Here is a 17,598-nt window from a genome sequence, read left to right on the forward strand (position 1 = left end):
TTCTCGCGCACGCGATGTGCGGCGCGGGCCCGCCGGGGTTTCCGGCGCGAGCTGGGCTGCAACTTCCGCGGCAGCCGAGGTAAACCCCAGGTAGATGCGTAACGGCCGGTCCTGGAGTTAGCGTGGCGGATGCCCATCAGCGCCGCATCGCTCGTCCGGCGAGTGTCCGCGGTCAACCCCCTGCTCCTCGACGGCGCCCTGGCCCTGGCGCTGGTCGTCGGGACCTGGCTGTGGGAGATGTACGACCCGGGCAAGGGGCGGCCTCCGGACACGTTGTCCCTGTCCCTGACCGTGCTGGTGAACGCGCCGGTGGCACTGCGCAGGCGGGCGCCCGTCGCCGTCCTGGTGGGCTCCACCGGGGCGGCGCTGGTCTACCACATGCTGGGCTACCACCTCGGGCTCAACAGCATGGGGCCGCTGGTGACGCTCTACACCGTCGCCGCCCACCGGTCCTGGGCGTTCACTTTGGCCGGGGCGGCGCTGATCGTGACGGAGTGGACGCAGGCGTCGGTCCGCCAGCCCGACGTCGCGCTGTGGTCGGCGTTAGGGCAGTCTCTCCTGGTGGCGGCCTACACCGTGGGCGCGGGCACGAGCACGCGGTTGCTGGCCGAACGTACCGGGCAGCTCGCCGTGCTGGCCGACCAGCTACACCGGGAGCAGGACGCCGCCGCCCGCCGCGCCGTCACCCACGAACGGGTGCGGATCGCCCGCGAGCTGCACGACGTCGTCGCCCATCACATGTCGGTCATCTCCGTACAGGCGGGGCTCGGCCGCTACGTCGCCCTGTCCGACCCGGCCACCGCGCACGCCACGTTGGAGGTCATCGCCGACACCAGCCACGAGGCGCTGGCCGAGATGCGGCGGCTGCTGTCGATCCTGCGGATCGAGGCCGACGACGAGGACGAAGGGCTCTACTCCACGGCCCCCGGCCTGCAGAGCCTCGAACCCCTTGCGGAGCGGATCCGCGCGGCCGGTCTGCCGCTTACGGTGATCGTCGAGGGTGAGGTCAGGCCGCTGCCGCCCGGCCTGGACATGTGCGCCTACCGCATCGTCCAGGAGTCCCTGACCAACGTGCTGAAACACGCCGGTCGCGCCCGGGTGGAGATCCGGGTGACGTACGGCCCGGCCACGCTGGCCCTTCGCGTGACCAACGACGGCGTTGCGGCCACCGGGAGCTCCCGTTCTCGTGGGCACGGATTGATCGGCATGACCGAACGTGTCAGGCTTTATCAGGGAACGATCAACGCAGGGCCGCTGCCGCTGGGCGGATTCGAGGTGCTGGCGATCTTCCCGCTGTCCCCGCCCGACGATCAGCCTCAAGAAGCGAGCTCATGATCAGAGTGCTCGTGGTCGACGATCAGGTGCTCATCCGTGCCGGTCTGGCCGCGCTGCTGCGCGCGGCGGGCCTGGAGGTGGTGGGCGAGGCCGCCGACGGTGAGGAGGCGGTGCGCCTGGCCGCCGCGGTCAAGCCCGAGGTGATCCTGATGGACATCCGGATGCCGGGCATCAACGGCATCACGGCCACCGAGCGGATCCTGGCCGCCGCCGAGGGGGCGCCGCCCAAGGTGCTCATCCTCACCACGTTCGACCTGGACGAATATGTCTTCAACGCGCTGCGGCTGGGCGCCAGCGGCTTCCTGCTCAAGGACACGCCGCCCGAACGCCTGATCGCCGCCATCCACACGGTCGTCTCCGGTGACATCCTGCTGGCCCCGGTCGCCACCAAGCGGCTGATCGAGGCGTTCGTCGACCCACCGCCGGCCGTCGAGACCCCGCCACCGGCCCTCGACCGCCTGACCAGCCGCGAGACCGAGGTGCTCGGCCTGGTCGGGCACGCCCTGTCCAACAAGGAGATCGCCGAGCGGCTGTCGGTGAGCGAGGGCACCGTCAAGACCCACCTCAACCGCCTGATGGCCAAGCTGGGGCTGACCAGCCGCGCCCAGGTGATCGTCCTGTCCTACGACTGCGGCCTGGTCAGACCAGCCTCCCGGTAGCCCTGGTAATCTCCGAACCGCCCATTCGGGGACAAGAAGGGGGCCGAGTCCATGAAGATCGCCGTTGACGACCTCTCCGGTCCGGAGATCGCCGCGTTCCTCGACGAGCATCTCCAGCAGATGCGGTCGATCACGCCGCTGGAGAGCAAGCACGCCCTCGACCTCGACGCGCTCCGCGCGCCCGAGGTGACGTTCTGGACGGTCGTCGACGGAGACGCCCTGGTCGGCTGTGGCGCGATCAAGCGGCTGAACGCCGACCACGCCGAGGTGAAGTCGATGCGCACCCGGCCGGTGCGCCAGCGCAGCGGGGTGGCGTCCCTGCTGCTGGGGCACATCATCGCCGAGGCCACGCGCATGGGCTTCGCCCGGCTCAGCCTTGAGACCGGCTCCGACGAGTTCTTCCTGCCGGCGAGGAAGCTGTACGAGAAGTTCGGGTTCGCGTACTGCGAGCCGTTCGCGGACTACCGGCCTGACCCGAACAGCGCGTTCATGACCAGGACGCTGTAGGCATCCCCCGGGGCCGCCGACCGGTTTTCGGTGGCGGGCCGGGATCGTCTCGGTCAAGCGGGGCTGGTGGTGCCCAGGAAGTAGTACTCGCCGATCGGGGTGGTGGGGACGACGATGGAGTCGCTGACGCTGACCACCCACCGGTAGGTGCCCGCGGGCTGGCTGGTGGTCAAGGACTTGAGGGTGGTGCCGGTTCCGGTGGTCGCCACCTCCACCCAGATCGGGGTGCCGAAGGGTCCGCAGCAGGTGTACTTCTGCAGGCTGAGCCGCATGCGCGCGGTGCCGGATCCGTCCATGCAGGCGGTGTGCGTGCCGGCACCGGCGGAGGCGAAGCCGTTCGGCGGGTAGATCCCGGCGTCGGGGATGAGGTTGCCGAAGCTGCCCTGGTGGGCCGTCAGCTCGTTGAAGTGGTGGTTCGGGTGGCCCGCGCACTGGGTGCTCACAGTCGACAGCGTGAGCCCGTACGCGTTGAGGATCTCGTTGACCGGCTGGAAGAAGGTGGTGCCGCCGGCGCTACAGTTGCCCGAGCCGCCGGAGGTGACGCCCTGTGCCTGGTAGCCGGAGATGAACGGGCCACCGGAGTCGCCGGGCTCGGCGCACACGTTCGTCCGTACGACCTGGAAGATCGTCCCCTGGGAGTAGGTCACGCTGGTGTTCCGCTCCTGGATGGTGCCGCAGTGCCAGTGCGTGGTGGAGCCCGACCTGCATACGGCCGATCCGACCGGCGCCTCGGCGGAGCCGAAGACCGGCACCATTTCGGTGCCGTAGGGGTTGACCGCCGGGCGCGCGATCCACTGCGAGTTGACCGCGACCCAGGAGTAGTCGTCGCCGGGGAACGAGGACCCCTGGAACGTGCCCTGGCTCTGCCCCCCGGAGCCGGAGGTGGTCAGTCCGGGAGTGCCGCAGTGACCGGCCGTGACGAAGCCTTGGGTGCCGCCCTGGGTCACCGGGAAGCCGATCGAGCAGCGTGTGCCGCCGGAGATGTAGTAGGCGTCGCCGCCGCGCAGGTTCTGGAAGGTGACCGGCCGCTCGGTGATGGTCTCGATCCGTACGGCGGCGCGGTCCACGCCGCTCGCGGCCACGAACGCCTCACCGGCGGCGGTGTCCAATGCCTGTACCACGACGGTGTTGGCCCGCTCGTCCACGAACCAGACCGGGACCTTTCGCCCGGCGCCCTTGCTGGCGACGGCGTCCAGCGCGCCTTGGCCGGCGGTGGTGTCCAGGGCGCCCTTGATCGAGGTGAGCGTGGCCAGCGACCGGGCGACGACCTTCGCCTGGGCGCCCGCGGCGGTGACGGCGGTGGCCGCGGCGGCGTCGGTGGTGGCCACCGCCAGCGAGCCCTCCTGGTTCACCCAGGATCCGGCGTAGCGGTCCTTGAGCTTGGCGCGCAGCTTGGGCTGGAGGCGGCGGGCCTGCTCCTCGTTGCCCAGGCGGGTGATGACCTGCTCGCGGGTGAGGCCCAGGTCGCGTCGCATCGCGTCGAGCACCTCCGGCGGCGGCTCCACCGTGGCCGCCTGAACGACCTCTCTGGGGACTGCCTGCGCGGGGGCGGCCGTGGCGGGGGCCGCGGTGAGTGCGAGAGCGATGATCGCGAGCACCGCACCCGCCGCCGACGGGCGGTAAGGGATCATGGAAGCTCCTCGGATCGGGGGGTGCCGCCAAGGTATGACGGGGCCGATCAGCGAGGGGCATACCATCCGCGCATATCGCGGCGTTATGGGAACGGGCCCCGCGGCAATCGCCGCAGGGCCCGGCTCCACCGGTCGCCGTCCGGTTCACGATCGGTTGAGGAAACTCGCTCAGCTCGCGATCGGCTGAGGGAACGCGCTCAGTTCGCGATCGGCTGAGGGAACGCGCTCAGTTCGCGACCGGTTGAGGGAACGCGCTCAGCTGGGGATCGGATACGGGAACACGCTCGTCACGCCGATCTTGTCGTACTCCATCTTCGAGGTGTCGAAGCCGTCCGCCCAGTTGGCGTTGGTGACCTCGTTGCACTTGTACGCCTGGTACTTGTCATCGCTGACCTTGCCCACCTCGACGTTGGAGATGGCGAAGCCGCATCCTCCCGCGTCCATGTGGACGCCGCGGGTGCCGGAGTCCGGCATCTGCCCGGCGGGGTCGTTGATGACGTCGCCGATCACCATCTGCGTGACGTAGTTGTCGATCGGGTGCGGCTCGACGTTGTGCACGCCATAGGTGTAGAAGGCGCCCATGTCGCCGCTGTCGAGGCCGGTCTCCTCCAGGCGGATGTAGGAGAATTTGTTGTTGCGGGCGTAGTTGTCCTCGTTCTTGATCTCGGGGCGGACCTCAAGGCTGATGCCGTAGCGGGCGCTGTGCTTGACGACGATGTTGCTGACGGTGTTGTTGCCCGTGCTCATCAGCTCGATGCCGGCCGCGTCGCCGGGGACCAGCTCGCCGACGTGGTAGATGTAGTTATTCGTGATCGTGTGATGTCCGGAGATATCACCTTCCCCGGGGTAGCCGCCCTCCACCTTGATGCCGTCGCCGCCGAGGTTGTCCAGCAGGCTGTCCGACACCTTGACCCGCTCGTTGGCGAAGAGCAGGAAGACGCCCGTGAAGCCGCTGTCGGACAGGTGCAGCCTGGTCAGGTCGATGTCGCGGGAGTTCGTCACGGTGATCATGCCGAACCTGTTGCGCGGCATCTCGATCTGCCGGTCGTAGATCGGGTACTTGTGCTCGTAGCCCGAGTCGCCCGGGGCGTTCCAGGCATAGCGATACCAGTCGACGAAGTCGGAGTACTGCAGCTGCAGCCCGTCGAAGGCGAGGTTCTGGACGCGCCGGTCGGGAGAGGACCCGGCCAGCGAGATGATCGTCTTGACGGTGGGGGCCATGACCTTGTCGATCGAGCCCTTGGGCCAGTAGTAGACCTCGCTGTTGGCGAAGTCGAAGTAATACTCGCCCGGCTGGTCCAGGAAGCGCAGCGTGTTCTGCAGGAAGTAGCGCGAGCCGCTGCGGCTGTTGACGAGGGTGAAGCGGGCGTCGTGGTTGAGCGTGAAGAAGTTCTTGCGGAAGTCGGCCCCGCCGAGCGGCACGGTGTCGGAGAACCAGCTCCACGAACCGCCGGACCAGACGACCATCTGGGCGTTCTTGTCGAAGTCGGCGTCCCACTCCTTCGGGATGTCCTTGGCGTCGAAGAAGAGCCAGTTGTGCACGGCCTGGTATTCCGCCTCGGGCGTCACCGAGAACAGATACGGCGACCACAGGTCGTCGCTGGTCCTGTTCGGGTAGCGGGCGGTCGTGGCGCGCTTGCCGTCCTCGAAGAGGGTGTAGAAGCTGCGGTCGACCTTGGTCTTGTAGATGGTGTCGTTGTACTTCTGCCAGCCGGTCAGCGGCTTGGCGCCGAGCAGCCTGGCCTTGCCGGGGCCGTCGGCGCTGCGGTAGGTGATCTTGTGGCCGTTCTCGCCGGAGTCGGCCTCGGTGAAGGTGATCGTCTTGTCGACGACGTAGTCACCGGTCTTGACGTTGACCACGATGTCGCACTTTTGGTGCTTCTTCTTGGCGCGCAGCTGGTCACGGGCCTGCTCGATGGACTTCCACGGACGCTGGGCACTGCCGTCGGCCCGGTCGCCGCCCGTGGGGGACACGTAGTAGTCGCACGTGGCCTTCTCCGCCGCAGTCGCTGGTGCGGTCAAGCTGCCTAGCAATAAGACGACCGCACCCAAGGACCTGAGGATCACTGGCTCTCCTTTGCTTCCCGCCACTGCTCGTACTCGGCGCGGGTTTGGGGGGTTAGGGGGTAGTAGTCCGACAGGGCGCCGCCGTCCTCGATGCGGGCGCGGCTGTAGCGCTCCCACTGCTCGTGCTCGGCGGCGGCTTCGATCACCGACTCGGCCCGGCGGCGCGGTACCACCACGGCGCCGTCGTCGTCGGCGACGAGCAGGTCACCGGGGAGCGCGAGCGCCCCGCCGACGGCGACCGGCACGTCATAGGCCCACGGGAACAGCTCCGCCTGCGAGGCGTAGTGCGGGGTCGCGCCCGTGGACCAGATCGGCACGTCCAGCTCGGCGACCCGGGGCAGGTCCCTGATCCGGCCGTCCACGACGATGCCCGCGCCGCCCTTGCGCTTGAAGTAGCGGACCAGCATGTCGCCGAAGCAGCCGGTGTAGGCGCTGCCGTATGCCTGGACGACGAGCACGTCGCCGGGCCGCACCTCCTCCAGGACCGCCCACAGCGCGGTGTGCCTCTCGACGTACTCCTGGCCGAGGCCCGAAGCGATGTCCTCGCGCTGCGGCATGAACTGCAGCGTCCGGACCCGGCCGGCGATCTTCTGCCCCCGCGCCAGCGGAAGCGGTCCCTCGACGAAGGTCCGCCGGATGCCCTGGGCGTGCAGTTTCGCGCAGGCGGTGGCCGAGCTGATCCGGGACAGCCCGGCCACGAGGGCGGGATCGGGTTCGGCGGGCAGCGGCCCGCGAACGGGAAGGTCCCAGATGGGGTCGTCCATGAAACTCCTCGGTAGGACTCGGTAGAAGGGCTCGGTGCGGCTCGGGGTAGGCCCGTGACTCGATAAGGCCCGTGACTCGACAGAGCTCGTGACTCGATAAGGCCCGGGGAAGGGCTCAGTAGTGCTGGTGCGACGGGGTACGGACGCGCGCCGTCGTGTGCAGGTCGAGCCGGATGCGGCGCCCGGGCGGCAGCTCCACGACCAGTCGCGGACCACCAACGATCACCTCCCGCTCGGCCTCACTGATCGGAGGAGCGGTGTAGGAACGGGGATCGCCCGGATAATCAGGCTCGGCCCCGGTCACCACCGCCCGGTCGATGTCGTGCTCGCCGAACGCGCCCGCCTGCACCACGACCCGGCGGGTCCGGCTCAGCCCGAGGTTGACCAGTTCGACGCGGACGCCGTCGGGCCGTACCGAGTCGACCAGCGCGGCCACGTCGGCGGGCAGGCCGGGGCGGTGGCGGTCGGCGTCGAAGTAGGCCAGCCGCGTCGGCAGCAGCCCGCCGTTGTAGAGGACCTGCGGCGTGCCCGTGACCAGTTGCAGCAGCGCCTCGGTGAGCACCGGGTTGAGCCGCTGCCAGTGGTGCACGTGGACGGTCGCCAGGTCCGCGTCGTCGGCGTCGATGAGCGCCATCCGCCGCTGTACCTGGCCGAGCGCGGTGGCCAGCATGGCCTCGGGGAAACCGGGGTTGGCGCCGCGCAGGTACTCCAGCCAGGGCGCCTCGTGCCCGGCCTCCTCCTTGTTGCGGAACGGGCGCACCGTGGTCCAGTCGTAGCCCGACGCCGCGCGCAGCCGGTCCAGCCGGTCGGCGTCCTCGGCGGACCGGCTCGCCTGCCACAGCCAGACGGGCAGGCCGAGCTGCGGCGGCTGGAAGTCGAACCAGCCGCCGTCGTCATGCCGGTTGGGCACCAGCATGGTGGGCTGCCCAGCCTCCTCGCCCAGTTCGGCCAGCCACCGGTCGCTGGTGCTCATCTCCGTGCCGGTCACGCTCGCCTGCCTGGCGTGGGCGTACACCCTCTCCAGGGGGTCGCGGCCGATGGCGAGCGTGGCGTCGTCGCCGGTCAGCAGGTGGGCGTTGACCGCGGCGACGGCCGCGGCGGCGCCGACGCTGTAGAGGCCGTGCGGCCACTGCCAGCCGTAGTTGCCGCCGTACCACCGGCCGCCGTGCAGCTCGCCGACCTTGCCCGACGGGCCGACGTTGTCGGGGAGCACGCCGTCGTTGGCGGCGGCCCGCTCCTGCCAGGCGCCGATGTAGCGCAGCGCCCAGTCGCGGTAGCGGTCGTCGCCGTCGTACAGCCAGGCGTTGACGGCCAGGCTGGTGGCGGCCAGGTTGACCGCCACGTCGCCGCGGCCGATCCGCTCGCTCATCGCGGCGCCCATGCGGGTGGCGTTGCCGGGGTCGGCCAGGTCCGCCCAGGTCGTGATCCCCGGCAGGTCGCGCAGCGGCAGCCCGTACGGTCGCATGCTGGTCAGGCCCGCGTGGTAGGAGGCCCACTCCCGCTGCATGCCGTAGCGGGGGCCGCCCGCGCCGTTGTGCGGGGCGCGGATGAGGTCGAGCTCGGCGTCGTAGTTGGCCGAGCCGGGCAGGTAGAGCTCGGCGAAGCGGCGGGCCCGCTCGCGGTAGCGCTCGTCGCGCGGGTCCGCGGCGCAGATGCCGTAGAACAGCAGCAGTGACTCGCCTTGGTGGAACCAGTCGTAGCCACGCTCGAACTCGTCCACCAGGTAGCCGAGCTCGGTGAGCTGCGCGGTCACGCCCTCCCAGTGGTGCTTGGCCGCGTCTAGCAGGTCGTCGGCGCCGCCGAGCTGGTAGAGCGCCGGCCAGTTGAAGAACGCCTCGTAGAAGTCGTCGGCGCCGTCCCGGTCCTCGGTGGTGCCGTGGTAGATGAGCCGTCCGTCGGGCCCGCAGTAGCGGGCGGCGAAGGCGCGCCACGCCTCGTCGAGGGCGTCGAACAGCCGGCGTTCGAGCACCGCCCAGGCGGGCGGCGCGCCAAGAGGGACAGTCGCGGTGATCTCCCGCATGTCAACCTTTCGTGGCCCCGGCGGTGAGGCCGCTGATGATGTGCCGTTGCATGAAGACGAAGAAGACCAGGAGCGGGGCGATGGCCAGCAGCAGCGTCGGGAAGACCACCGTGTAGTCGGTGGAGTACTGGCTGACCGCCGCGTAGACGCCGGTGGTCACCGTGTACAGGCCGCTGCCGGGGCCCAGGATGATCTGCGGGTTCACGAAGTCGTTCCACACCGAGAAGGTGTTGAGGATGACCATCGTGGCGACCGCGGGCCGCATCAGCGGGAAGACGATCTGCCAGAACGTCCGCAGCCGCCCGGCCCCGTCCACCGCCGCCGCCTGGTCGAGCACGGCCGGGACGGTGGCGATGTAACCGGCGTACAGGAAGATCGAGAACGGCAGCGTCAGCACGGTCTCGAACAGCACGAACCCGCGGATCGTCCCCATCAGCCCGAGCGTCTTGAGCACGTAGACCACCGGGATGACCAGCACCTGCCCCGGGATGAACGTGCCGGCCAGGAAGAACAGCATCAGCACCCGGAAGCGGCGCTTCGGGCTGCGCGCGATCACGTAGGCGGCGGGCGCGGCCAGCACCACCGAGAGCAGGTTGACCGCCACCACGAACAGCAGCGTGACCGCGTAGCCCTTGACCACGTTGAACTGCGGGTTCGTCAGCGCCCGGCCCAGGGGCTCCAGCGTGAGGCCCCCCAGGCCGAACGGGTTGCCCAGGATGTCCTGCTGGCCCTTGAAGGCGTTGACGGTCAGCACGTACAGGGGGATGAGCATGAAGGCGACGGTCGCCCAGAGGAAGGGTTTTCTCACTGGTGCACCGCCAGCTCGCCACGCTTGCGCAGCCGGGTCACCACGAACGCCAGCGCCGCCGTCACCAGCATGAGCAGCACCGACTGGGCCGAGCCGAAGCCGAGGCGGGCGTCGTGGAAGGAGTTCCACAGGATGAGATAGGCGACGGTCTGCGTCTGACCGGCCGGCCCGCCCGCCGTCAGCGACACCACCAGGTCGTACGTCTTGAGAAGCGTCACCAGCGACAGCACGATGTTGACCGTCACGGACGGGCCCAGGGCGGGCAGCGTCACGTTCCTGAACACCTGCCAGCGGGTCGCGCCGTCGATGCGCGCCGCCTCGATCAGCGAGTGCGGCACGGCCTGCAGCCCGGCCAGGTACAGCACCACGTTGACGCCGAACCCCGCCCACACCAGCACCGCGATCATGGTGATCGTGGCCCACGTCGGATCGGACAGGAACGGCAGCACCTCGCCGCCCCAGGTGGTCACCAGGTTGTTGACCGCGCCGGTGGTGCCGAGGATCGCCGACCAGAGGAAGCCGACCACGAGGGCGCTGAGCACGTGCGGGTAGAACAGCACGATCCGGAAGAACGTGTTCGCCCTGGAGACGCCGTTCACCAGGAGGGCGAAGCCGAGGCCCAGGAGGTTGAGCCCGGCCGTGCCCGCCGCCGCGACCAGCAGGGTGACCAGGGCGGCGCGGCGCAGCTCGGGGTCGTCCAGGAGGTTGACGTAGTTGGCGGCGCCGACGAAGGCGGGGTTGGCGCTGAAGCCGTCCCAGTCGGTCAGGCTCAGGTAGAGGGCCAGGCCGACCGGGATGATCAGCATCACGATGTAGAGGACGGTGGCGGGGGCGACCATGATCGCGGTGGCCCATCCGTCGCGGCTCCTGGGCTTGCGCCGCACGACCGTGGTGGTGACGACGGGTGCTTCTTGGGTGAGCGTCATGAACGGCCGGCCAGCCAGCGGTCCACGCCCTCGGCCACTTCCTTGGGCGACTTGCCCACGTACAGGCCCTGGACCTCGGTGTTCCAGGCGGCGTTGAAGCCCTTGGGCAGGGTCGCGTCCCCGTACCCCTCACCCTGCGGGACCCCGGAGGGGGCGCCGTCGAGGATCTCCTGCACCTGCTTCTCCAGCGGGGTGAACTCGCGCTCTACGCCGTTGCGGAAGTTGCCGTCCTGCTTGAGCTGGCTCTTGACCGCCGCCGGGTCGGTGACGAGCCACTTCACCAGCTTGAGCGCCGCGTCCTTCTGCGGGGTGGACTTGAGGATCATGTACGGGGCCGCCATCGTGGCGCCCTGCGGGCCCGGGTAGCTCAGGCCCTTGTCGACCGGGGCGGGGAAGACGCCGACTTCGAAGTCCTTCTTGGACTTGGCCTCGGCGGCGGTGAACCAGCTGCCCATGACGTACATCGCCGACTTGCCGGACAGGAAGGCGGTCTCGGCGTCGGCGTACTTCATGCCCAGGGCGTTCTTGTCGACGTAGCCCTTGTCGATCCAGGTGCGGTAGCGCTCCAGGAACGGCAGCAGCGACTCGCCCGCCTTGAGCTTGCCCGCCTTGATGTCCTGCTGCCAGGTGGGGTGGGCCTGGGCGCGCGACGGGCTGGACAGCTGCAGCAGCTGGAGCCCGGTCAGGAACTCGCCGCCGGTCTGCAGCGGCAGCGTCCCGGCCGCCTTGAGCTTGCCCATGACCGTGTCGAACTCGTCGAGCGTGGTCGGCGGCTTGTCGATCCCGGCCTTGTCGAACGTGGCCTTGTTGTAGAAGACCAGCGACTGCGCCTGTACGCCGACGCCGACCGTGTAGACCTTGCCGCCCAGGCTCGCCTCCTTGACCAGCGGCGTGTCCTTCGCCCACGGCTGGTCGGTCAGGTCGAGCATCTGCTTGGAGAGCGTCTCGTCGGCCGTCAGCGTCTCGACCACGTCGGGGGCGTTGCCCGCGGCGAGTTGCTGGGGCAGCGTGTCGGCCACGCCCTTGCCGGTCGGCGCCTCGATCTTGACGTCGATGCCGGGATTGGCCTGCTCGAACGGCTTGACCAGCCCGTCCCAGTAGGCCTGGGTGAGGTTCGGGGTGATGTTGACCAGCATCCGTACGGTGACCTGGCCCCCCTCGCTCTGCTGCGCCTGCGAGCCGCCGGCGAAGCCGCCCCCGCCGCAGCCAGCGAGCAGGAGCAGGCCGCCGAGCGCGGTCAGGGCGTGGGTCGGACGTGGGGAGCGCATCGCACCTCCAGGGGAGACGCCTTTTAATGGGTCGTCACTCGATTAACGATTATTTAATACGTAGGTCACATATGCTCGTCAAGAGCCACGTAAATAGGTTGCGAGCAGATTGCCTGAGTCATAAATACGTTAGGATGGGCGGATGGCTGGACGCGAGGACGGCAAGCGGCTGGTGCTGGGTGCGGAGGAGCTGGCCGCCCTGCGGGCGTGGGCGGAGGGGGCCGGCGAAAGCCTGAGCCTACGCAGCCGCATCGTGCTCGCCTGCGCCGAGGGCCTGCCCCGCAACGAGATCGCGGCGCGGTTGGCGGTGAGCCCCGCGACCGTGGCCAAGTGGCGCGACCGGTTCGTCGAACGCGGCCTCGACGGCCTGGCCGACGCCCCGCGCCCCGGCCGCCCGCGCACCGCGGAGCGGCGGGAGGCCGAACGGGTGATCGCCGCCGCGGCCACCGGGCCGGCCGTCCCCTCGACGCGCACGATGGCCAGGCAGCTCGGCCTCTCGCAGTCCACGGTGGCGCGCATCTGGCAGGAGCAGCAGGTCGCGCCGCCCGCGGCCCGGCTGGTGCCCAGGGAGCTGCTGTCCGACCGGGTCTACGAGCTGCTGCGCGGCTGGATCGTCGCCGGCGAGCTGGTGGCGGGGCAGCGGCTGGTGGAGTCGGAGATCGCCCGCCGGGTCGGCACCAGCCAGGCCCCGGCCAGGGAGGCGATCAAACGGCTGGCGCACGAGGGCCTGGTCATCTCCTATCCCAACCGGGGCAGCTACGTCGCGGAGATCTCCGACGAGCAGGCCCGCGAGGTCCGCGACATCCGGGTGCTGCTGGAGGAGTACGCCGCCCGCGAGGCCGCCACCCGCGTCCGGCCCGAGACGCTGCGGCAGCTGAGCGCCGACGTGCAGGCGATGCGGCGGGCGGCGGGCGACGGCGACATCGGCGCCTTCCGGGACGCCGACCTGGCCTTCCACCGGCGCGTATGCGCCGCCTGCGGCAACTCCTTCCTGCTGCGGCTGTGGCGGACCATCGAGTCCAACCTGTGGAGCCTGCACGTGGTCGGCAACCCGCTCTACGGCGGTGACTGGGGGGCGATGGCGGGCCACCACGACGACCTGGTGGCGGCGCTGGCCTCCGGCGACCCGGACGAGGCGGCCCGCCTGTTCGCCGCCCACGCCAGGGGCGAGGCGTCCCGCACCCCGCCCCGCACCCGGCCTGGTCAGGCGGATCCCCGGGCGGGGGCTCAGGCGGACGCGGCCACCTCGTAGACCCCACCGCGCCGGGTGTCGAAGACGATCACCCCCGGCTCCGGCCGTTCGGCCTTGACCGGCCTGCCGTGCTCGGTCACCGTGACCTCCTTCGCGGTGCGCAGCGTGAGCTTCCGTCCCAGATCCGAGCGGATCTTCCCGCGCAGTACGGCCCCGCCGCCCCACTCCAGGTCGATCTCGAACCCTCCTCTGGCCCGCAGCCCGTGGAACGACCCGGCCGGCCAGGCCGAGGGCAGCGCCGGCAGCAGGTGCACCTGGTCGCCGTGGCTCTGCAGCAGCATCTCGGTGATCCCCGAAGTCCCGCCGAAGTTGCCGTCGATCTGGAACGGCGGATGCAGGTCGAACATGTTGGGCGCGGTCCGGGCGGGCAGCAGCAGGTTGCTCAGCCGCTTGTACGCCTCGGGCGCGTCCAGCAGCCGAGCCCAGAAGTTGATCTTCCAGGCCAGCGACCAGCCCGCCCCCGCCTCCCCTCGCAGCTCCAGCGTCCGGCGGGCGGCCGTGGCCAGCTCGGGCGACAGGCGCGGGTCGATCTGGTGGCTCGGGAACAGGCCCCACAGGTGGGAGATGTGCCGGCTGCGCGACAACGCGGCGTCGCCCCGGTAGTCCTCCTGCCACTCCTGGATCTGGCCGAGGTGACCCACCTGGGTGGGCACCAGCCGGGAGCGGGCCTGCTTCACCTGCTCCCGCATCCCCTCCTCCAGCCGCAGGATCGTCGAGGCCTCCTCGAAGGCGCCGAACAGGTCCCGCAGGATCTGCATGTCCATGGTGGGACCGGCGCAGATGCTGACGTTCTCGCCGCCGTCCTCGTGGTGGCCGACCTCGGGGGAGTGCGAGGGGTTGGTCACCAGGTAGCCGGTCCTGGGGTCGGTCTGCAGCGTGTCCAGGAAGAACTGGACCGAGCCCTTGATCAGCGGGAAGTGCTCGCGCAGCCGCCGCTCGTCGCCCGTGTACAGGTAGTGCTCCCACATCGTCAGGCAGAGCCACGCGCCGCCGCTCGGCCACACGCCGTAGAAGGCGAAGTCGACGGGCGCGGTGCCGCGCCAGCCGTCGGTGTTGTGGTGGGCCACCCAGCCGCCCGCGCCGTACTGCGTCTTGGCGGTCCTGGCCCCCGACTCGGCCAGGTCCTTGATCAGGTCGAACAGCGGCTCCATGCACTCGGTGAGGTTGGCGGGCGCGGCCGGCCAGTAATTCATCTCGCAGTTGATGTTGATGGTGTACTTCGACTCCCACGCGGGGGTGAGCGAGTCGTTCCAGATGCCCTGCAGATTGGCCGCGTAGCCGGGGGAGCGGGAGCTGGAGATCAGCAGGTAGCGGCCGTACTGGAAGTACAGCGCCGCCAGCTGCGGGTCGGTGTCGAGCTGCTTGCGGGCGATACGCTCGTCGGTCGGCAGCGCGACGGCCCCCGAAGTGCCCAGGTCGATCGTCACACGCCCGAACAACCGCTGATAGTCGCGTACGTGCCGGTGCGCCAGCACCTCGTACGGCCGCCCGCTCGCCCGCTTCAGATGCCGCTCCGCCACCTGGGCCGGGTCGCCGCCGACGTCCTTGAAGTTCCGGTAGCTCGAACCCATGGAGATCAGCAGCGTGACCTCGTCGGCGCCCTCCACCACCAGCGTGCCGCCGTCGGTGCGGACCGTGCCGCCCTTCGCCTCGGCCTTGGCCAGGGCCTGGAAGCGCACCTCGCCCTTCATGCCCTGGGTGTCGCCGCTGACCCCGTCGAGCGCGATCGTGGCCCGCCCGGCCGCGGCCGTGGTGGAGCTCTGCGCGCTGGAGAAGGCCGCCTGGAACGTCACCGCGCCCGGCTTGTCGGCCGTGTGGCGGACGACGATGAGCTGGTCGGGGTTGCTGGCGAAGACCTCGCGCGTGTGGCGGACGCCGTCGCGGACGTAGGTGACCGTGGTGACGGCGCGGGTCAGGTCGAGCTCGCGGCGGTATTCGGTGAATTCCGCCGACCCCGGGAACGTCAGCGTGAGGTCGCCGAGCACCTGGTACGGGGCCTGCTCGCTGGGCCGGCCGAGGAACTTCTGGTCGGCCAGGTTCTGCGCCGCCTGCCACTTGTCCTCCCAGACCAGCTGCCTGATCTGCGGGAGGGCGGCCAGCGCCTCGGGGCTGTCGTAATTGTGCGGGCCACCGGCCCAGACGCTGTCCTCGTTGAGCTGGAGACGTTCGGTCGCCACGCCGCCGAAGACCATGGCGCCGAGCCGCCCGCAGCCGACCGGCAACGCCTCCAGCCAGGCGGCGGCGGGCTTGCCGTACCACAGAGTGAGGGGGTTGTCCCGCGCGGACGGCTCGGCCCGCGCGGGTTCTGCGGCGATGCCGCTCGTGAGCAGGGATCCGGCGGCGGCTCCCAGCCCGGTCGTGAGCACGCCCCTGCGTGTGTAGCCGTGGGTCACCATTACTCCTCTTGGTTCGCTTTCGCGGAGGTCGTTTCGCGGGGTTGGTTCGCGGCGGATTTCGCGGAGATCTTGCGGAGGTTGGCGCGGATGGGCCAAGGCGGACGTGGGATGTATTAGTACGCTCGATCATCGTCCGCTGTCTAGTTCCCCACGTCCGGCGCAGTGGACTGGCCAGAACATGGGACGTTTGTTAGATTCCAGCTGGCGAACGAGAGGATCAGATGTCCCTGACAGACGAGGCCATCGCCCGGATCCGGCAGCTCATCCAGTCCGGAGACCTGCCACCCGGCTCGCGGCTGCCGCCAGAACCGCAGCTCGCCGCCCAGCTCGGCGTCTCGCGCAACCCGCTGCGCGAGGCCGTCAAGGCGCTGGTCGTCGCGCGCGTCCTCGACGTGCGCAGGGGCGACGGCACGTACGTCACCAGCCTGGAGCCGGCGCTCCTGCTCGAAGGACTCGGGATCGCCATCGAGCTGCTGCGCGACGACACGCTCATGGAGGTCATCGAGACCCGGCGGCTGTTCGAACCGGTGGCCACGGCGCTGGCCGCCACCCGGGTGTCCGACGCCCAGCTGGCGGTCATCGAAGAGCAGCTGGCGGCCATGCGGGAGGTCAGCGACGACGTGGAGAAGCTCAACCACTTCGACGCCGCCTTCCACCGCGCGGTCGTGGCCGCGACCGGCAACGAGACGCTGTGCACGCTGCTCGACGGCATCTCCGGCCGGACGACGCGGATGCGGGTGTGGCGCGGGAGCGTGGTGGCGGGCAGCGCGGACCGCACGCTGGCCGAGCACCAGGCGATCTACGACGCGCTGGCCGCACGGGACGCCCCGCTGGCCCAGGCGGCGGCGCTGATGCACGTCAGCACGACCGAGAGCTGGTTCCGCCTCGTACTCGCCACTGAGCCGCCGCGATGACCGGCACGGAGGCGCCTCGGATAGACGCGCACCACCACGTCTGGGACCTCGGGGTCCGGGCCCACGGCTGGCTGGATGCCGAGAAGCTGGCGCCGATCCGCCGCACGTTCACCCTCGACCGGCTCGCCGAGCACGCCGCCGCGGCGGGAGTGGGCGGGACCGTGCTGGTGCAGGTGCTGCCCGACCTGGCGGAGACCGTGGAGTTCCTGGCCTTGGCAACGGAGTCCGAGCTGGTGGCGGGGGTCGTGGGCTGGGTCGATCTCACCGCGCCCGCCGTCGCCGAGACGCTGACCGGCCTGCTCGGCGGGCAGTCAGGCCGGGCAGGCCAGGCAGGTCGGCCCGGCGGGCTGGTGGCGATTCGCCACGGCGTGCAGGCCGAGCCCGACCCCGGCTGGCTCACTCGCCCCGACGTCCGCCGCGGGCTGGCCGCTGTGGCGTCGGCGGGTCTGGCCTACGACCTGCTCACGCTGCCGCACCAGCTGCCCGCGGCCATCGAGACGGTGGCCGCGCTGCCCGAGCTGACGTTCGTGCTCGACCACCTGTCCAAGCCGCCCATCGCCTCGGGGCAGCTCGAACCGTGGGCGAGCCGGATCCGGGAGCTGGCCGCACACCCGAACGTGTACTGCAAGCTGTCCGGGATGGTCACCGAGGCCGACTGGACGTCCTGGCGGGTGGCCGACCTGCGGCCCTACGCCGAGACCGTGCTGGCGGCGTTCGGGCCGGAGCGGGTGATGTTCGGGTCGGACTGGCCGGTCTGCCTGCTCGCGGCCGATTACCAGCGGGTCGTCTCGGTGGCCGAGGAGCTGTGCGCGGGGCTGTCGGCGGGGGAGCGCGCGGACGTCTTCGGCGGTACGGCCCGCCGGGCGTACCGGCTCGGGGACGTCTGACGCGGGCTCCCGCCCAGACCGGCCGGGCGTACCGGCTCGCGGACCTCCGTCCAAACCGCCGAGCGTACCGACCCGCAGGCCCCCGCCCAGGCCCCCATACGCCGATATTTCGGCCTTTACAAGATCTTGTCAGCGCATAAAACCAGTGTTAACTCTTGCGGAGG

Annotated in this window: 14 protein-coding genes; 6 read left to right on the forward strand and 8 right to left on the reverse strand. The window is 70.3% G+C overall.

Annotated elements, in window-relative coordinates; translation table 11 throughout:
- Nucleotides 1–129: 129 nt before the first annotated feature.
- The 3 genes from AB0J16_RS08545 to AB0J16_RS08555 are packed head-to-tail and all read left to right on the forward strand — an operon-like array spanning nucleotide 130 to nucleotide 2,501.
- A complete protein-coding gene (locus AB0J16_RS08545; RefSeq protein WP_358536032.1) occupies nucleotides 130–1,335 on the forward strand; it encodes a histidine kinase in 1,206 nt (401 codons plus the stop codon).
- Nucleotides 1,332–1,994: a response regulator transcription factor gene (locus AB0J16_RS08550; RefSeq protein WP_358536034.1), complete on the forward strand. Its 663-nt coding sequence runs from the start codon at nucleotides 1,332–1,334 to the stop codon at nucleotides 1,992–1,994. The genes AB0J16_RS08545 and AB0J16_RS08550 overlap by 4 nt, the downstream gene beginning before the upstream one ends.
- Before the next feature lie 51 nt (nucleotides 1,995–2,045).
- Nucleotides 2,046–2,501: a GNAT family N-acetyltransferase gene (locus tag AB0J16_RS08555; RefSeq protein ID WP_358536036.1), complete on the forward strand. Its 456-nt coding sequence runs from the start codon at nucleotides 2,046–2,048 to the stop codon at nucleotides 2,499–2,501.
- Between the two features lie 53 nt (nucleotides 2,502–2,554).
- Here AB0J16_RS08555 and AB0J16_RS08560 read toward each other — a convergent pair whose 3' ends face one another.
- From AB0J16_RS08560 to AB0J16_RS08590, 7 genes are all read right to left on the reverse strand, one after another.
- The gene (locus tag AB0J16_RS08560; RefSeq protein WP_358536038.1) at nucleotides 2,555–4,132 is read right to left on the reverse strand and encodes a S1 family peptidase; all 1,578 of its coding nucleotides are present in this window, start codon (nucleotides 4,130–4,132) and stop codon (nucleotides 2,555–2,557) included.
- A 255-nt stretch (nucleotides 4,133–4,387) separates the two neighbouring features.
- Entirely contained in the window at nucleotides 4,388–6,154 is a 1,767-nt protein-coding gene (locus tag AB0J16_RS08565; RefSeq protein WP_358536040.1) for a right-handed parallel beta-helix repeat-containing protein, read from the reverse strand.
- Between the two features lie 41 nt (nucleotides 6,155–6,195).
- Nucleotides 6,196–6,963 (reverse strand): hypothetical protein, encoded by a 768-nt coding sequence (locus AB0J16_RS08570; RefSeq protein WP_357947995.1) that lies wholly within the window; start codon nucleotides 6,961–6,963, stop codon nucleotides 6,196–6,198.
- Nucleotides 6,964–7,078: 115 nt separating this feature from the next.
- A complete protein-coding gene (locus tag AB0J16_RS08575) occupies nucleotides 7,079–8,983 on the reverse strand; it encodes a hypothetical protein (RefSeq protein ID WP_358536042.1) in 1,905 nt (634 codons plus the stop codon).
- 1 nt (nucleotide 8,984) lies between these two features.
- Nucleotides 8,985–9,791 carry a carbohydrate ABC transporter permease gene (locus tag AB0J16_RS08580; protein WP_357948001.1) on the reverse strand — a complete coding sequence of 269 codons (807 nt, stop codon included), beginning with the start codon at nucleotides 9,789–9,791 and terminating at the stop codon, nucleotides 8,985–8,987.
- Nucleotides 9,788–10,717 carry a sugar ABC transporter permease gene (locus AB0J16_RS08585; protein WP_358536044.1) on the reverse strand — a complete coding sequence of 310 codons (930 nt, stop codon included), beginning with the start codon at nucleotides 10,715–10,717 and terminating at the stop codon, nucleotides 9,788–9,790. Before AB0J16_RS08585 ends, AB0J16_RS08580 begins: the two co-directional genes overlap by 4 nt.
- Nucleotides 10,714–11,985 carry an extracellular solute-binding protein gene (locus AB0J16_RS08590; RefSeq protein WP_358536045.1) on the reverse strand — a complete coding sequence of 424 codons (1,272 nt, stop codon included), beginning with the start codon at nucleotides 11,983–11,985 and terminating at the stop codon, nucleotides 10,714–10,716. Before AB0J16_RS08590 ends, AB0J16_RS08585 begins: the two co-directional genes overlap by 4 nt.
- Before the next feature lie 142 nt (nucleotides 11,986–12,127).
- Between AB0J16_RS08590 and AB0J16_RS08595 the strand changes: the two genes are divergently transcribed.
- Complete coding sequence (locus AB0J16_RS08595) at nucleotides 12,128–13,237, forward strand: FCD domain-containing protein (protein WP_358536047.1); 1,110 nt, start codon at nucleotides 12,128–12,130, stop codon at nucleotides 13,235–13,237.
- On the opposite strand, the gene AB0J16_RS08600 is transcribed toward AB0J16_RS08595, so the two are convergent.
- Nucleotides 13,213–15,633: a glycoside hydrolase family 95 protein gene (locus tag AB0J16_RS08600; protein WP_358536049.1), complete on the reverse strand. Its 2,421-nt coding sequence runs from the start codon at nucleotides 15,631–15,633 to the stop codon at nucleotides 13,213–13,215. The genes AB0J16_RS08595 and AB0J16_RS08600 overlap by 25 nt on opposite strands.
- A 221-nt stretch (nucleotides 15,634–15,854) precedes the next feature.
- Between AB0J16_RS08600 and AB0J16_RS08605 the strand changes: the two genes are divergently transcribed.
- Complete coding sequence (locus AB0J16_RS08605; protein ID WP_358536051.1) at nucleotides 15,855–16,547, forward strand: FadR/GntR family transcriptional regulator; 693 nt, start codon at nucleotides 15,855–15,857, stop codon at nucleotides 16,545–16,547.
- Complete coding sequence (locus AB0J16_RS08610; RefSeq protein ID WP_358536053.1) at nucleotides 16,544–17,434, forward strand: amidohydrolase family protein; 891 nt, start codon at nucleotides 16,544–16,546, stop codon at nucleotides 17,432–17,434. The genes AB0J16_RS08605 and AB0J16_RS08610 overlap by 4 nt, the downstream gene beginning before the upstream one ends.
- The last annotated feature ends 164 nt before the right edge of the window (nucleotides 17,435–17,598 follow it).

The organism is Nonomuraea sp. NPDC049750, from assembly GCF_040659625.1.
In the GTDB taxonomy this organism is placed as follows: domain Bacteria; phylum Actinomycetota; class Actinomycetes; order Streptosporangiales; family Streptosporangiaceae; genus Nonomuraea.

Bases quoted from the DNA above. Each gene is read 5' to 3' on its own strand.
- AB0J16_RS08550 (WP_358536034.1), top strand. From the start codon at position 1,332: ATGATCAGAGTGCTCGTGGTCGACGATCAGGTGCTCATCCGTGCCGGT.
- AB0J16_RS08575 (WP_358536042.1), bottom strand. From the start codon at position 8,983: ATGCGGGAGATCACCGCGACTGTCCCTCTTGGCGCGCCGCCCGCCTGG.
- AB0J16_RS08600 (WP_358536049.1), bottom strand. From the start codon at position 15,633: ATGGTGACCCACGGCTACACACGCAGGGGCGTGCTCACGACCGGGCTG.
- AB0J16_RS08585 (WP_358536044.1), bottom strand. From the start codon at position 10,717: ATGACGCTCACCCAAGAAGCACCCGTCGTCACCACCACGGTCGTGCGG.
- AB0J16_RS08605 (WP_358536051.1), top strand. From the start codon at position 15,855: ATGTCCCTGACAGACGAGGCCATCGCCCGGATCCGGCAGCTCATCCAG.
- AB0J16_RS08560 (WP_358536038.1), bottom strand. From the start codon at position 4,132: ATGATCCCTTACCGCCCGTCGGCGGCGGGTGCGGTGCTCGCGATCATC.
- AB0J16_RS08545 (WP_358536032.1), top strand. From the start codon at position 130: ATGCCCATCAGCGCCGCATCGCTCGTCCGGCGAGTGTCCGCGGTCAAC.
- AB0J16_RS08610 (WP_358536053.1), top strand. From the start codon at position 16,544: ATGACCGGCACGGAGGCGCCTCGGATAGACGCGCACCACCACGTCTGG.
- AB0J16_RS08555 (WP_358536036.1), top strand. From the start codon at position 2,046: ATGAAGATCGCCGTTGACGACCTCTCCGGTCCGGAGATCGCCGCGTTC.
- AB0J16_RS08590 (WP_358536045.1), bottom strand. From the start codon at position 11,985: ATGCGCTCCCCACGTCCGACCCACGCCCTGACCGCGCTCGGCGGCCTG.
- AB0J16_RS08595 (WP_358536047.1), top strand. From the start codon at position 12,128: ATGGCTGGACGCGAGGACGGCAAGCGGCTGGTGCTGGGTGCGGAGGAG.
- AB0J16_RS08570 (WP_357947995.1), bottom strand. From the start codon at position 6,963: ATGGACGACCCCATCTGGGACCTTCCCGTTCGCGGGCCGCTGCCCGCC.